The organism is Actinospica acidithermotolerans (genome assembly GCF_018139625.1).
Taxonomy (GTDB): Bacteria; Actinomycetota; Actinomycetes; order Streptomycetales; family Catenulisporaceae; genus Actinospica; species Actinospica acidithermotolerans.
Window position 1 is genome coordinate 13,697 of sequence record NZ_JAGSOH010000095.1, and the last position, 14,621, is coordinate 28,317.

At 68.7% G+C, this 14,621-nt stretch carries 7 protein-coding genes and 1 pseudogene; 6 read left to right on the forward strand and 2 right to left on the reverse strand.

Features of this window, described 5'->3' with window-relative positions:
- Window positions 1-2 precede the first annotated feature (2 nt).
- Together KDK95_RS25505 and KDK95_RS25510 are read left to right on the forward strand one after the other, a co-directional pair.
- The gene (locus KDK95_RS25505; protein ID WP_212520824.1) at window positions 3-1,043 is read left to right on the forward strand and encodes an epoxide hydrolase family protein; all 1,041 of its coding nucleotides are present in this window, start codon (window positions 3-5) and stop codon (window positions 1,041-1,043) included.
- Between the two features lie 749 nt (window positions 1,044-1,792).
- Window positions 1,793-4,558 carry a fibronectin type III domain-containing protein gene (locus KDK95_RS25510; protein ID WP_212520825.1) on the forward strand — a complete coding sequence of 922 codons (2,766 nt, stop codon included), beginning with the start codon at window positions 1,793-1,795 and terminating at the stop codon, window positions 4,556-4,558.
- 306 nt (window positions 4,559-4,864) lie between these two features.
- Here KDK95_RS25510 and KDK95_RS25515 read toward each other — a convergent pair whose 3' ends face one another.
- Together KDK95_RS25515 and KDK95_RS25520 are read right to left on the reverse strand one after the other, a co-directional pair.
- On the reverse strand, window positions 4,865-5,605 hold the full coding sequence (locus KDK95_RS25515; protein ID WP_212520826.1) for a hypothetical protein: 741 nt from the start codon (window positions 5,603-5,605) through the stop codon (window positions 4,865-4,867).
- Between the two features lie 205 nt (window positions 5,606-5,810).
- Window positions 5,811-8,816 carry a helix-turn-helix transcriptional regulator gene (locus KDK95_RS25520; protein WP_212520827.1) on the reverse strand — a complete coding sequence of 1,002 codons (3,006 nt, stop codon included), beginning with the start codon at window positions 8,814-8,816 and terminating at the stop codon, window positions 5,811-5,813.
- Window positions 8,817-9,265: 449 nt separating this feature from the next.
- On the opposite strand from KDK95_RS25520, the gene KDK95_RS25525 reads away from it, so the two are divergent.
- From KDK95_RS25525 to KDK95_RS25540, 4 genes and pseudogenes are all read left to right on the forward strand, one after another.
- Window positions 9,266-9,841 (forward strand): sigma-70 family RNA polymerase sigma factor, encoded by a 576-nt coding sequence (locus KDK95_RS25525; RefSeq protein ID WP_212520828.1) that lies wholly within the window; start codon window positions 9,266-9,268, stop codon window positions 9,839-9,841.
- A gap of 148 nt (window positions 9,842-9,989) precedes the next feature.
- The gene (locus KDK95_RS25530) at window positions 9,990-10,796 is read left to right on the forward strand and encodes a discoidin domain-containing protein (RefSeq protein ID WP_212520829.1); all 807 of its coding nucleotides are present in this window, start codon (window positions 9,990-9,992) and stop codon (window positions 10,794-10,796) included.
- The gene (locus tag KDK95_RS25535) at window positions 10,793-13,525 is read left to right on the forward strand and encodes a right-handed parallel beta-helix repeat-containing protein (RefSeq protein WP_212520830.1); all 2,733 of its coding nucleotides are present in this window, start codon (window positions 10,793-10,795) and stop codon (window positions 13,523-13,525) included. The genes KDK95_RS25530 and KDK95_RS25535 overlap by 4 nt, the downstream gene beginning before the upstream one ends.
- A gap of 28 nt (window positions 13,526-13,553) precedes the next feature.
- Window positions 13,554-14,621 (forward strand): annotated as a pseudogene (locus KDK95_RS25540) (hypothetical protein); the annotation flags it as partial.

The following is a 14,621-nucleotide window of genomic DNA, read 5'->3' on the forward strand; positions in this document are numbered from 1 at the left end:
ACATGAATAGCGAGATGCGGGACAGGCTCCGGCGCACCCGGCGTGTCAGCACGCCGTGGCGTGACGATTCGACGCGCGGCATCATCGGCACCCACCTGGACGAACTGCTCGAACACTGGGCGAACCGGTACGACTGGGCCGTGCACGAGCGCCGTATCGGCGAGTTGCCCTGGGTGACGGTAAAGACGGGCGACACCGACCTGCGCGTGATCCACCAACGCTCCGCGAATCCCGACGCCCCGGTCGTCGTGCTGCTGCACGGCTGGCCGGACTCGGTGCTGCGCTTCGAGCGTGTCCTGCCCCTGCTCACGGACCTGCACGTGGTGGTCCCCGCGCTGCCGGGCTTCCCGTTCGCGCCCCCGCTCACCACGCCCGGCATGTCGGTCAACCGGATCGCCGGGATCGTCGCGGACACCCTCGACGAGCTCGGCTACTCGCGGTACACGCTCTCCGGCGGAGACGTGGGCGGCACCATCGCGGAGATCCTCGCGGCCGACCACCCGGACCGGGTCGCCGCCCTGCACCTGACGAACCTCGCCCCACAGCACGCGTTCACGGCGGACCCGACGAAACTGGCGCCGGACGCGGCGGCCTACCTCGGCCGGGCGGCGCAGTGGTTCCGCACTGACGGCGCGTATATCGCCGAGCAGTCGACACGGCCGAACACGCTCGCCGTCGCCCTCGCAGACTCACCCGCCGGCCTCGCCGCGTGGATCGTCGAGAAACTCGAGTCCTGGTCCGACGGAGCGGCCTTCACCCCTGACGAACTCCTCACCTGGGTCACCGCCTATTGGGTCACCGGCACGATCGGCACCTCCTTCACCACCTACACCGAACCGGCCACGCTTCCCGGCCACATCGACACCCCGACCCTGCTCTCCATCTTCCCGCGCGACACCAAACCCGAGCCGCGAACCTACGCCGAAGCGTTCCTGAACATCCGCGAATACGTCGAACACCCTGCCGGCGGTCACTTCGCAGCCTGGGAACAGCCTGAGGCCTACGCCGACGACATACACCGCGCGGTCAAACTCGTCGACTGAACCAGACCCGCGGATGCTTCAACCCTGCAACACTGAGCGCTAGGCGCGGCCGATGTCCTGGCACCTGACTCCGTGAACGATCGTGCCCACGGGGCAGCCCGCTTCACCCCGGGTCCCCGCCCCCAGTGCTTGTCCACCGTTGCCAGGGCGGCGGAGTCGACGGCACCCCGCACTTTCAACGCCGCTTGACAAGCTCGTCATCCAGTTCACCGCCTCTACCGGGCGAATCGGAAATCGATCGATCTGCAGGCCGCGCTAGTTGGCGCATTTGCCCGAGCAGCGCGACGTCGGGTCCGGCGCGGATGGAGTCAGTTCGAGCGAGGTAGCGCCGGGGCGCCAGAGGTGAGCAGGTACACGTTGGCAACCTCCTCGGTTCCAAAGCTTTCTAAAGTCTTCCATTGATTGCCGCTCGGGCGGTGATGGCGGAGCCTATCGCTTGTCGACCGGGCGCCAGGGCAGGTGAACCCTTCCTGAATCTATCATTGGTGGACTCTTCGAAAGGCTTGACAAATTTTCAAAAGTCTAAATGATAGCCAGCGACGCCCTGCGCGGCGTCGGCGAGGTCGGGTCGCCGCCATCCCTACACCCACGGTCTCGGAGGCCGCATGTTCCGCTTATTCCGTCCACCCCCAAGGGCGGGCATTCCGCGTCGGTGGGCCGCCGCCGTACTCGCTGGATTCGCCCTGATCGGCCTCGCCCTCGTCGGAGCGGGACTACTCGCCGGCCCGGCTGTGGCGAGCAGCCCTGCCGTGGCGAGCCCGGCGTTCAGCCCGGTTCCGGCCGGGGTTCCGGCGCGCCCTGAGCCGCCGGCCGTCCCCGACCCGGCGCTGACCGCGCATGCGCTCGCCTCGGCACCCGGCGCGCTGGACAACCCCGACAAGGGGCTGGTGACGTATTTCGCCGCCGGATCCGACGAAAACTCCTCGAGTGTCTACCCGCACTCGATGCAGTGGAGCTACTTCGCGCTCTCGCAGGTGATGACCGACGCGAACAACTGCCAGGCCTACGACTGGTCGGCCGTGGACTCCGTGCTCAACGAGGTCGCCTCCTACGGGAACACAGCCGCGATCCGCTTCTACCTGGAGTACCCCGGTGGCTCCCCGGCGGACGGGATCCCCGCGTGCTTCTCGGGGCATGTCTCCACCCGCGCCGACAGCTACTGGAACACGACGAGCCCTGACTACGACAGCCCGTTCCTGATCAACGAGATCGGCGACTTCGTCGCGGCGCTCGCCGCCCGCTACGACGGCGATCCTCGCATCGGGTTCATCCAGGCCGGCCTGGTGGGCCTGTGGGGCGAGAACCACACGTGGCCCTATAACGGGGACCCGGCGAGCGGAGGATACCCGAACTACATGCCGACCAATGCCGACTTCGCCAAGATCGTCGATGACTTCGCGAAGGACTTCCACCGCACGCAACTCGAGGTGCGCTACCCGTACACGGCTGGCGGCGCGGCCAGCGGACTGAGCGTCGGCTACCACGACGACTCGTTCTGTGCGCTGGAGGGCTCGCCGCTGCAGGGCGTCACCCTTCCCGAATCCCTCGGCGGCGCCTCCTACGCCCAATTGCAGCTCGCTCTAAACCAGGGCGTTGAGAACAAGTGGATCACCGACGCCATGGGAGGAGAGGTCTACCCGCCGATCCAGTCCTCCGCGTTCGCCGACTACCCCAATGGTTCCACCGCGAATGATGTGGACAACATGCAGGCCTGTATCAACCTGACCCACGCCACCTGGATGCTCGACCAGGGCAGTCAAAGTACTTCGTCGTCTGATTCGGGCACCGATGCCGCAGTCGAGAAGATGGGCTACAACTTCACCGCGAACAACGCCTACTTCAAGCCTGCGGTCTCCGGCAGTGCCGAGGTGGGTGTGCAGATCACGAACAACGGCGTGGCACCGTTCTACTATCCGTGGACGATGAGCCTGGGCCTGGAGAACTCCTCCGGCCAGCTCGTGCGGACCTGGGGCTCACCCTGGAACATAAGCACCGTCATGCCGGTCTCGGTCCAGCCCTTCCCCGACTGGAAGGTCTCGGGCGACCCGTCCTCCATCCCGTACGGCTATCCGCAGTACTTCCAGACCGAAGTGAATCTGAGCGGCGTTCCCGCGGGCGGCTACACGTGGGTGCTGAAGGTCGACAACCCCCTGTCCGCGGATAGTTCGGCGGCCAAGCCCCTGCTGTTCTCCAACGCCACCCAGAACGCCGACGGCTGGCTGGGCCTGGGCTCCGTCACCGTCGACGCGGCGGCCGCTGGGACCGCGCCTTCTGCCCCGACCGGCGTGACCGCTTCCGGCACCGCGAGTACCATCGATCTCTCCTGGTCGGCGCCGACCGGCGGCACGCCGGTCGGCTATGAGATCCTGCGCGACGGCACCGCGATCGCCACTACGAGTTCGACGTCGTACACCGACCCGTGGCTGCCGACAAACTCCGCGCACAGCTACACCGTAGAGGCGTTCGACGCCTCCGGCGATACCTCCGCGGCCTCAACGGCGGTGTCCGCATCCACGACCAGCGGAGTTGAGGCCACTGCGCCCTCCACCCCGGGCAACGTGACCGCATCCAATGTCACCGGCGACTCGGCGAGTCTCTCCTGGACGCAGTCCTCTGACGACACCGGCGTGGCGGGCTACGACATATACCGCGACGGCAGGTTTATCGGCAGCACGACGTCCACCGCATACACGGACATCGAACTGACCGGAGACACGTCTTATCAGTATACCGTCAAGGCGTTTGACCCGGCAGGCAACGTCTCGGCCTCGTCCAGCCCGGTCAGCATCACGACCGGGGCCTCGGAAAGCGCATCGCCGCCCGGCGTTCCGACCGGCCTGACCTCCCCGAGCCAAGCCGGAAGCGCGATCGACCTGTCCTGGATCGCGCCGACAGACACCGGCATCGGGGTCGCGGGCTACGACATCTATCGCGACGGCACCCTGGTCGGCACTAGCACCGCGACCGAGCAGGGCACCGGAGGCAGCCCGACGCCCACGCTCTACACGGACACCGGTCTGGCTTCGGGAACCACGTACACGTACACGGCCAAGGCGTTCGACGCGGCGGGGGACACCTCGTCCGCCTCTACCTCGATCACCGCGACGACCGTCGCGCTCAGCGCCGGCAGCGGTTCGGCCACCGCGTACGAGGCGGACTCCTCCGCCAACTCTCTGGCCGGTGGCGCTGTCGTGCAGTCATGCTCGGCCTGTCTGGATGGCAAGGACGTCGGCTACATCGGCGAGGGCGGAACCCTGACGTTCACGGGCGTCACCGAACCCAGTGCCGGAAGCTACACGTTGACGGTCTACTACGTCGACGGGGATTCCGGCAGGTCCGCCGTGATCAGTGTGAATGGCACACCGACGACCGTTTCGTTCGCCGGTACCGGCGACAGCAACTGGGATTCTGTTCAAGAGCGCACGGTCACTGTTTCGCTGAACGCCGGAAGCAACACCATCGAGTTCTCTAACCCCGGCGCCTACGCACCTGACATCGACCACATTCTCGTCTAGGGCGCGTCTGCAAAGCAGCGTCGGGTCGCGGAACCTGACGACGCCTGTGGTCGCGAGGCGGAGGAGCGGCCTCAAACCGGTCGCCTGTGGCCGTTCCTCCGCCGCAGCGAGGGTCTGTGGCAGGCCCACCCTTCGTCATTTGCGAGCCAGCGGGGGGTGTGCCACGGCGTCGAGGGCCGTGGACGAACTCATGCGCGCACTTCAGCGATGAGATAGGCAAGCCGATGCCGTGCGGATCGGTGTAATTCCTCACACAGTTCGCCGCGGTCGGCGCGTGTCCCGGCCGTCGTGACGACCCGATCCGCGTCACTGCACGCACCGATCGCGAGAAAGGCCCTCGTAAAGCGCGGTCAAGGTTGCGGCCGACGCCTCGGTCGCCACCATGGCGAGAAAGCGTTCGGCGACTTCACCGCCGCAGTCGCGTCGAAGCGCGTCGAACACTGCGTCTGGATCAGGACGCCGAATCAGGGCGTCGGAGAAGTACGCGTCGATTTCGCGCCGCGCCGCGCGTTCGAGCTTGTTGAGCAGCGCGACGATGGTTCGCGGCTGCGCGCGGCGGGCGATGACTCCAAGGAGAGCTTGGCAGGCGAGTTGTCGGCCCTCGCGAGCGAACTCGGCGGCGAGCTTCATGGCCTGCTCGGGATTCGCCATGGCGAGATGCGTGGCTGCCCGCTTCGCAGGGCCAGTCAGCCCGGCATCGAACAGCCGCGCGATCAATCCCTCGAACCGCTCCTCCGACGAGGTCAGCAGGCGCTCCAGTAGCGCTTCGACGGCGCTGGTTCCGGACGCGGCGTCGTCGGGCCGCCACAGGCTTTCCGGATATGGCATATCGAATACCGCGAATGCGCCGAGCAGTTCGTCATCGGGCCCCGTGCAAATCGAGTCGATCAGTGCGGTCGCGTCGGGCTCGGCACGCGCATCGACGACCGCACGAGCCACCATGGCGCGCTGTTCGATCGGCGCACGAAGCAGGCGGGCCGTGACGCGATCGGCGGAGGCACGCAGGGTGCGGCGAAGCGTGGCCGGTCTGTCTGGTGCCGACACCATGCGTGCCCCCTGCGATGCGTCCGAGCAGTACCATTGCCGCCCGGTTGCACAGAATGCTGTCGACCGGTTGCCATCCGGTCACTGTTACGCGCATTACGCGCATCGCCTACACCTCGTGGCGCCGGACCCGGAGACCATCGAATTCTCCGGCCTTGTCCGGCAGCAGGCGCACGCGCGCGTCCTGGGCGGGATTCCGCGACTTCGCTCAGGGAGCCTGCCCGTGCGCTATTTCCTCTCTCCACAGGTCCGCGGGCATGTGTCGGACGACATGGCCGCGGCAGTCGGCGTCGAGTTTGCGCAGGATGTGGGTGACGTGGCATTCGACCGTGCGTCGTGAGAGATAGAGCCCGGCCGCGATCTCCGAGTTGGATTCGCCTCGTGCGACAAGTGTCGCGATCTTGAGTTCCGTGGCCGTCAGCGCGTCCCACCCCGTCTGCGGCCGTGACCGATTTCCGCGGACTCCGAGTCTGACGTTGTAGGGGCGAAGACGGGCGGTGGCTCGCCGGATGTCGAATGTCGCCTGCAGGCCGGCGTAAATGGATATCGCTTCGGTGAGTGTCGAGCGCGCGTCTGTAAGGTCGCCGGTCGCCGCTGCTGTGGCGGCTGCGTCTTCGAGACAGTCGGCCAGGTACAGGGGCCGCTGGGACGCGCGGATGTAGTCAGCCGCTTCGCGGAGGCGGTCGAGGTCCGATTCGAGCAGGCCATGGCACCAGCTCGCCCAGACGCGCTTGCGCGGCGTCGGATGCATGCGCGCCTCGTGCTCGGCGACGGCGGCGGCCTGATGAGCGATCTCGCTCCGACCGATCGTGAGGCCGAGGCGAACGAGCCGCGGCATCCAGGTGAAGCGGACCGTGAAGTCCTGGCTGTCCAGGTTCATCGTGTCCGTGAGCGCCTCGATCGCTTCGGGTGGGTTCCCCGCACGCTCGGCGGCGAGGCTGCGCAGGAGGAGCAGCCACGTCGCACCGTTACGCGCCATGGCGGACGGTATTCGGTCGTCGGCGAGAGCCGTGAGGTGCGTGTCCAGAGTGGCCTGATCGTCTCGGTGAGCTGCGATCAAGCCTTCGAGACCGAGTCTGCGTGCCTCATGGGTGAGATCCGGAACATCGGAGATCGACTCGATCTCCGCAAGGGCGTCGTCCCAGCGGCCGAGCTCGAAAGCCAGCTCTGCGGCCTGGATGGCCAGCGCGCCGCGGCGCGGCGTCTCGATTGTCTCGGCGAGCATCCGCGCCTCGCTCAGCACCCTGGCACCTTCCTCCAAATGATCGTCGGCGTGCATACTCGATGCAAGGTTCGACATCAGCAGTAATTTGATATCGGTGAGGTCGGGGTCGTTACCCGCGGCGTCGAGGCCTTCTCGCTGGGCTCTCATGGCGGCGTCGAGATCACGCCTGGCCTCGTGGCAGAGGGCTTCGGCATGGTATGCGTAGGCCAGAGCCATCGGGTCCTGGGCTGTGCGTGCAGTGCGAAGCGCGTGCCTGCTCACTGCGTGTGACGGGCGCACCTGCCCGCTCGTGACGATGGTCATCGCGTTCAACACGGTGAGACGTGCCGTCCAGTGCGGCGGGGTGCCGGGCACGGCCAGTGCCTTGCGTACACACGCGCGCGCCTCGTCGGGCCGGCCGGTCCGCATCAAGGTGTAGGCGAGATGCCAGGTGGTGCGCGCGGCCAGTTCGGGGTCTTTCGTCTGGGCCAGGACCTCGCGGGCCAAACGTTCGGTCTGGTCGTGTCGCGCGAGCAGGAACGCCGCAGAGCTGAGCCCGGCCTGCAGTGATTCGATCACGGTGGAGTCCAGGGCGCCGCCGGCGATGGCGATCTCGATCCCGGTGGCGGCCGCCAAAGCCTGTTCGAGGAGGGTTGCGGCGACCTGAGGTGAGCGCCGCGCCAACGCGTCGCTGTTCCTGGCCAGCCACGCCAGAATGCCGGTGTCGATTCCGGAGGCACTCGAATCGATCTGGAGCGCTGCCAGGAGTTGGGCCGTCACCTGGTCTATCGGTGCTCCCTTCGTCGCGAGGGCCAGCGCCGCGTCCTGGTGCAACGCCGCCCGGATGGGTGTCGGCAGGCTGCTGTACAAGGCCTGCCTCAGCAGGTCGTGGCGGAAGCGGAATCTGCTTCCCACAGGCTCGATGACGCCGCCGAGCCGGGCCTGGTCCAAGGGCTCGAGCAGCGCCCCGGCGGGCCTTCCCGTGATGTGCGCGAGATCGGATACCGAGAATTCGTCTCCGAGTATGGCCGCGCTTTCGAGCAGCAGCCGGGTCGTGGAAGGGAGCGAGCCGATGCGGTCGGCCAGCGCGTCCGCGAGCGAGTGCGCCCCCGCGACCACTGATGCGCTGACGTCGGCGGGATATGTGAAGACGTTGGTCGAGCAGCCCTTCGGACCTGCCGGGCCGTGAAAACCGGTCGTGCCCTCCCGGAGTTCGGCGAAGCCCCCGAGTATCCGGACGGCTGAGGAGCGGTGCAATATCGCCAGCAGTTCGCGGATGTAGAGCGGATTTCCGCCCGCCTCCGCGATCTTAGCCGCGAGCCGCGGACCCGGTACCCTTCCGAATTCCTGCGCGGCGATGCGGGCGGCCGCATCGGATCCCAGCCGGTCGAGATCGATGACGACGCCTCGCCGATCCGGAGGGCCGGACTGCAGCAGGCGCCCCAACCGTCCGATCTCCGGGCGCTGCGGAACCAGACGGCAGGTGCCGATCAACGCCAGCGGCAACTGATCGGTCAGCTGTGAGAGCCGCTGCCAGACGCGCATACCCGGTTCGTCCATCCACTGCAGGTCATCGACGGCGATCACCACCGGAAGCCTGGTGCACAGTTCGTCGACCAGCCCGAGCACCCGTTCCGCGCCTGCCGCCACCGGATCCGCCATGCTGATCAGTTCTGCACGGCCGCCGGATCGAGCGGGCTCCCGCGTCGAGTCGGCTGGTCCTCGTTCGGGGGAGCGCATGTTGACGTCGATGGCCTCGAACAAGACGGCGTAGGGGATGTGCTGCGATAACTCCGAACATGACCCGCTGCGTATCGCGACCGCGTTACCTCCCGCCGTGGCCGCGGCGAGCCGGTCGAGCCCGGCCTCCAAGAGCGCGGACTTGCCGATCCCGGGCTCCCCCCGGATGAGGACCGAGTATCCACCGCCATCAAGCAACCGACTGAGCACGCCGTCGAACACGTCGAGCTGCTCGTCTCTTCCCACCAGGCGGACCGCGGGCTCAGCCATGATCACTTGACCTCATCGTGGCTCCGAATCAGCACGCGCAGAACCGGCCGCGCGGGTGGGCGCACTGTAACTACGCATTGGATAACCACCGAGTTTGCCACTATGTCCATGGTTCAGGATCTTCCCGTTCCTGCCGCTGGACTCGGTGCCTGATCGATGCTGTCCGCAGCGTGGTCCTTACACGCGGACGCGCTCTCCGATCCGCGGCGATGCGGTGGTCTGTCCGGGTCTGGTCGTTCGGTCCGAGGAACGCTTTCGCCGCGAAGGCTACTACGCCACGTCCGGAGCACGAAGTCTCGTCCGGCGGACGGAACGCTGAGGCCGAGCGTCGTATCTCCCGTGCCTCACCTCCGCGCAAGACATAGGTATCTCTTCGGATGTCTGCGCGCCGTTCGCCGCCAACGATGGTCCGCAGAGACCACCGAAGACGAAGGTGAGCGTGGTGCCCGATGAAAGCGAAGCATGAGGACCCTGCGGACGAGGCGTTTCTCGCGAAGCTCTACGCGATGCACGGCGGGGAACTGCTGGCTTATATCCGGCGTGTGAGCGGAAGCCATCATGACGCCGAGGACATCGTCCAGGAGACGATGCTCCGAGCGTGGGGGCACATTGCGACGCTAGACGAGGCCTCCGGCACCATTCGCGGCTGGCTGTTCACCGTCGCACGCCGTATCCTGATCGATCGACTGCGTCTGAAGTCCGCGATTCCGGCAGGGGTTTACCCGGCCGGGATCGACTCGGGGGCCCAGCACCTGACAGTGGCGGATCATCAGGTCGCATCGGCGGAGCGGATCGACGTGGTCAGTGCACTGTCACGGCTGACTCCGGAGCACCGCTCCGCGCTCTTCGCCGTCTACTACCACGGGCAGACCGTCGCTGGCGCCGCCCGCTCACTCGGTGTCCCGCCCGGCACGGTCAAGTCGCGGCTGCACTACGGCCTGCGCAGCCTGAGGGCCGTATTCGAGTCCGAGCGCGATGACGAAGACTGCCCTGGCCACTCGAGGCTCTCCGGTTCGCCGGCGTGAGTCGTGATCCGGTATCTCGCCCGGCTCGCCAGCCGAAGAAGGTCGAATCCGAAGGGGGTTGAACCCATCGCGCCCGCGATCCCGTACCCACGGCGAATCGACGGCGGGCGCGGCGCCGGCCGCTGCTCGGAATAGGAGCTGACCCGATATGGCCGGACGGCATGCCTTTGTGTCCGCGTTCCGCAAGAGCATGCGGACCTCGGCGGGGATCTCCAGATTCCGGCCGGGCGTGATCAGCGTGGGCACGGCGGTGCTGGTCTTGGGCGCGGCGACGCTGGTTGTCGGCCTGCAGACCGACACAGGCGGCACCGAGCGGCCGCGCGCGGCCGCGGCCGCGGCTGCAGCCGTAACCACCGCGACCCGCGCGGCCGACGCCTCCAAGACGCCGACGCCCCCGTCCCCCGGCACCGGAGTGGTGCAGCAGACGTCTGCGACTCCATGGACTTCGCCGATGCCGCGGACCTCTCCGGCGGCGACCGGCAGCGGCTCAACAACCCGGAGCGCGGCCGCGGTCTCGACGACTGCGTCTGACCAGGCGCCGGTCAATCTCGCCACGCAAGCTCTGGTGGAAGCGGACAGCAGCCTTCCAGAAACTCCGGCCGCGGCTGCAGTCGACGGCAATCCCGACACTTTCTGGGAGAGTTCGGGTGCTTACACACAGAGCTTCGACCTGGATTTCTACCACAACGTGACATTCTCGAAGATCGTGTTGAGCCTGCCGTCCAACGAGAACTGGCCCGACCGCACACAGACGCTGTCGGTCTGGGTCTGCAACGCCAGCCAGAAGTACGTCACCGAGTTGGTCCCCTCCACGACCTACCGCTTCGATTCAGCCGACAAGGACTCGGTGACCATCACCCTGGGATCAGTCTCGGAGCAGTGGATCGAATTGAAGTTCACCGGCAACAGCATCGCCGGCGGCGGCCAGATCGCCGAACTCGGGGTGTACGCGTGACCGTTCAGCAGAGTCCTGGTCCGCCGACTGCGGCCGCTTCGCTGCGGCTGCTGGTCGACGCGGCCGCGGCCGACACCCCGGTCGAACTGCCGCCAGGGGTCTATCGCGAGGAACTCGTGCTCGAGCGCCCGATTGTGCTGGCCGCCCGGGATGGGATCGGCACGGTCCGGATCGTGGCCGGACGAGGCGCGGCGCTGACCCTCACGGCCGGGGTGAGCGCCCGGGGGATCGTTTTCGAGACCGCCGCCGAGGCGGGCGCAGCCGTGTTGATCGAGGCCGGTGCTCCGCTCTTCGAGGACTGCGAGTTCCTGGGTGGCTGGGTGCAGAGCGGCGGGAACGCGGCCCCTGTGCTGCGCCGCTGCCGGATCGGCCGGGCCGCCCGGACGGGCATGTTCGCGCTCGACTCGAGCCGGCCGCGGCTGGAGGACTGCACGGTGGCCGACGTGTCGGGCAACGCGATTACCGCAACCGACTCGGCTGAGCCTCGCATCCTGGGCAGCGCGATCACTCGGGCGGCCGGGGCCGGGCTCCGCGTGTGCGGTCAGGCGCGCGCGGTGCTCGAGCACTGCGAAGTCGCCGACACCCGTGGGGCCGGCCTGCTCGTGGAGGAGCACGCCGGGGTGCTGTTGCGCGAGTGCCACATCCGCGGCGCCGCGGCCGAAGGCGTGCGGGTGGATAGCAGTTCGCCGTTCGGCGATGGCCGGCGGTCGCGGGAGGGCGCGGTGAGCGGGGTCACCTTGGTCGACTGCAGGATCTCCGACTGCGCCGGCGACGGAGTGGTGGCGGCGGCCGGGCATGTCCGTCTCGTCCGTTCCGAGATCACCCGGCCCAGCCACACGGGGGTCCTGGTCGGCGGATCAGCCCTGGTGGAGGTCGAGGACACGAAGGTGGTCGGGGCCGCGTCCGCGCTCGCCGCCGAGCACGGCGCTGCTCAGCCCGGTCGCGCCGCCGCCCGAACCGCGGAACAGGCCGCCGAGAGTTCCGCGCCGAGGACCGGAACCGCGTTCGGCGTTCTGGTTCGCGGCCGGGCACGGCTGTGTGCCGAACGGCTGACCGTGCAGCACAGCGGCGCCGGCGGTTTGGTCGCCGGCGAAGACGCCGCGCTGGAGTTGACCGACTGCGTCTGCACGGACACCACGGCTACCGCCCTGAGGCTGACCGGGCGGGCCACCGCGCGTGCGACGGGCCTGCGGATCGCCCGGACTCCCGAGCACGGCGCCCTGGTCGAGGGGCATGCGGTGCTGACTCTGGTGGGCGGTGCGGTGGACAGTTGCGGCCGGAACGGAATCTGGGTCGACGGTGCCGGCGACGCCGCATTGCGCGACTGCTCGGTCAGCGGCTGCGGCAACGGCATCGTGCTCAGCACCCGACACCACCCGGTGGTGGAGGACTGTACGGTGGCCGACATCCGAAGGACGGGGATCGAGATCGGCGTGGACGCCGGCCCCACGCTGCGCGGCTGCGCCGTCTCCCGGACCGGCTCGGCCGGCGTCTTCATGGACGAGCGCAGCACCGCCCACCTCACCGACTGCCGGATCGAGCGGGTCGAGGGCAGCGCTCTGGTGGTGTGGACGGGCGCCGACCCGCGAGTGCGTACCCTGACGGTCGCCGAGGCCGGCAAGAACGGCCTTTACATCAACGCGGACGGCCGTGGCGTCTACGAATCCTGTGATATCTCGCGCACCGCGTTCCCGGCCGTGCACGTCGGCACCGAGGCCGCTCCCACCCTGCGCGGGCTACTCGTGCACGACACTACCGAAGACCTCTCGCTCGCCGACGGAGCCCGGCCGGTGATGGAGCAGTGCCACTCGGCCGACGTGATCGCGGCCACCTTGCCTGCCCGGCCGCGTATGCCGGTGCCGACCGGCGCGCAGACGGCCGCAGCGCGGGACGAGACGGCCGCCGCGCCCGCCGAGGCGCTGCCCGACCTGCTCGCCGAAGTCGAGGCCCTGGTCGGCCTGGCCCGAGCGAAGCAGGACGTGAGCACGATGGTGGGCCTGATGCGGATGGTGCGCCGACGGCTGGAGGCCGGACTCGCCCCGCCGCCGCTCAGCCGGCATCTGGTCTTCGCCGGCAATCCGGGGACCGGCAAGACCACCGTGGCCCGGCTCTATGGCAAGATCCTCGCTGCCCTGGGCATCCTGGAGAGCGGCCACCTTGTCGAAACCGACCGGGGCGACCTGGTCGGCGAGTACATCGGCCACACCGCGCCGCGAACCACCGCCGTGTTCCGCCGGGCCCTGGGCGGAGTGTTGTTCATCGACGAGGCCTACTCGCTGGTGCCCGCGCACACCGGCAACGACTTCGGCCACGAGGCGATCGCCACCCTGGTCAAGCTCATGGAGGACCACCGCGACGAGATCGTGGTGATCGTGGCCGGCTATCCGGACGAGATGCGCCGCTTCCTCGACTCCAACCCGGGCCTGGCCTCCCGGTTTTCCCGCACGCTGTACTTCGACGACTACTCCTCGCCGGAGCTGGTCTCGATCGTCGAGCAGATCGCGCGACACCACCAGTACGAGATCCCCGGTCCCACTGGCAAGGCGCTGCTCGCCTTCTTCGAGCACCTCAGCCGGGGCGAGGGCTTCGGCAACGGTCGCACCGCCCGGCAGGTCTTCCAGCGGATGACCGAGCGGCACGCTCAGCGAGTCGCCACCATCGCAGACCCGTCCACCGCCGAACTGGCCAACCTGCTTCCCGCCGACCTGCCCGGCCCGGGCGAGGTCTGACGGGCCGATCCCGGGAGCGATCACCGACATGAACCGAACAGTCCCCGCCGTGGCCGCGCTTGCCGCCGCGAGCCACGCGAGCCCCGCCCTGGCGGCCGGCTCGGGCGGCTCTGGTGTGGTCAGACTCGCCCTGTTCTGCGGCGCGGGAGTGCTGCTGCTGGCCGGAGCGGTGCTGATCGTGATCGGTCTGCGCGGGCGCCCCTCGGGCAGCGCCCTGGCGGCGGCGTTGACCGTGGCGACCACCACGCCGATCCCGGTGGTCGCCGGCGCGGGCCCGAACCCGAGCCGGCGCCGGCGCCAGTTCGGTGCGACACGGCAGGACCGGCCGCTCACCGACCCGGCTACCTGGACGGTCGCCGAATCCGCGGTGGACGCCTGCTCCGCCGCCGGAGCCAGGCCCTATGCCCTGCACATCGCCGCCAGGACGATCACCGCACACCTCGTCGGCGCGGAGCCGCCGCAACTGCCGGCACCGTGGCGCCCGACCGAGAACGGATGGACGGTGGACCGGGACGAACTCGACGCACACCGGCCACCGCGGCTCGACTCACCAACGCACACCTACGTCGCTCTCGGCTCCGACGACGGGGCGGCATTGCTGATCGACCTGGCGGCGGCACCCGGCGTCATCGCCGTGTCCGGGGACCGGTCGGCCGCCGGACGCCTGGTGCGCACTTTCGCCGCCCGGCTAACCGCCATCCCACACCACCGGGTGCTCACCGCCGTGCACCCGGCGCCCGATTCTCCGGCGCTCGACCTGCCCGACCTGCTCGAGCTACTCGGCGACCGGCTCGACGGCTCACCGGGCCTGCCACTGTGGACCTTCCTGGTTTGCGCCGACCCCGGTCCGGCCGAGGCGGCGAGACTGCGCACGCTGATCGCGGACAACCCGAACCTGCGGGTGATCGTGCTCGGCGAGATATCCGGTTCGCGCTGGACGCTGCGCACGGACGCGCGCGGCGAGGTACTTGCAGAGGGGCTCGGCCTGACCGCGGCCACCCGCCGCCTCCCCGAGTCGCTCGGCGAACCGGTTCAGCCCCCGGTCACGGGGCCCGCTCACAACGCCCCGGCGCCCCCCTCGCGCTCGGCTTGGCCC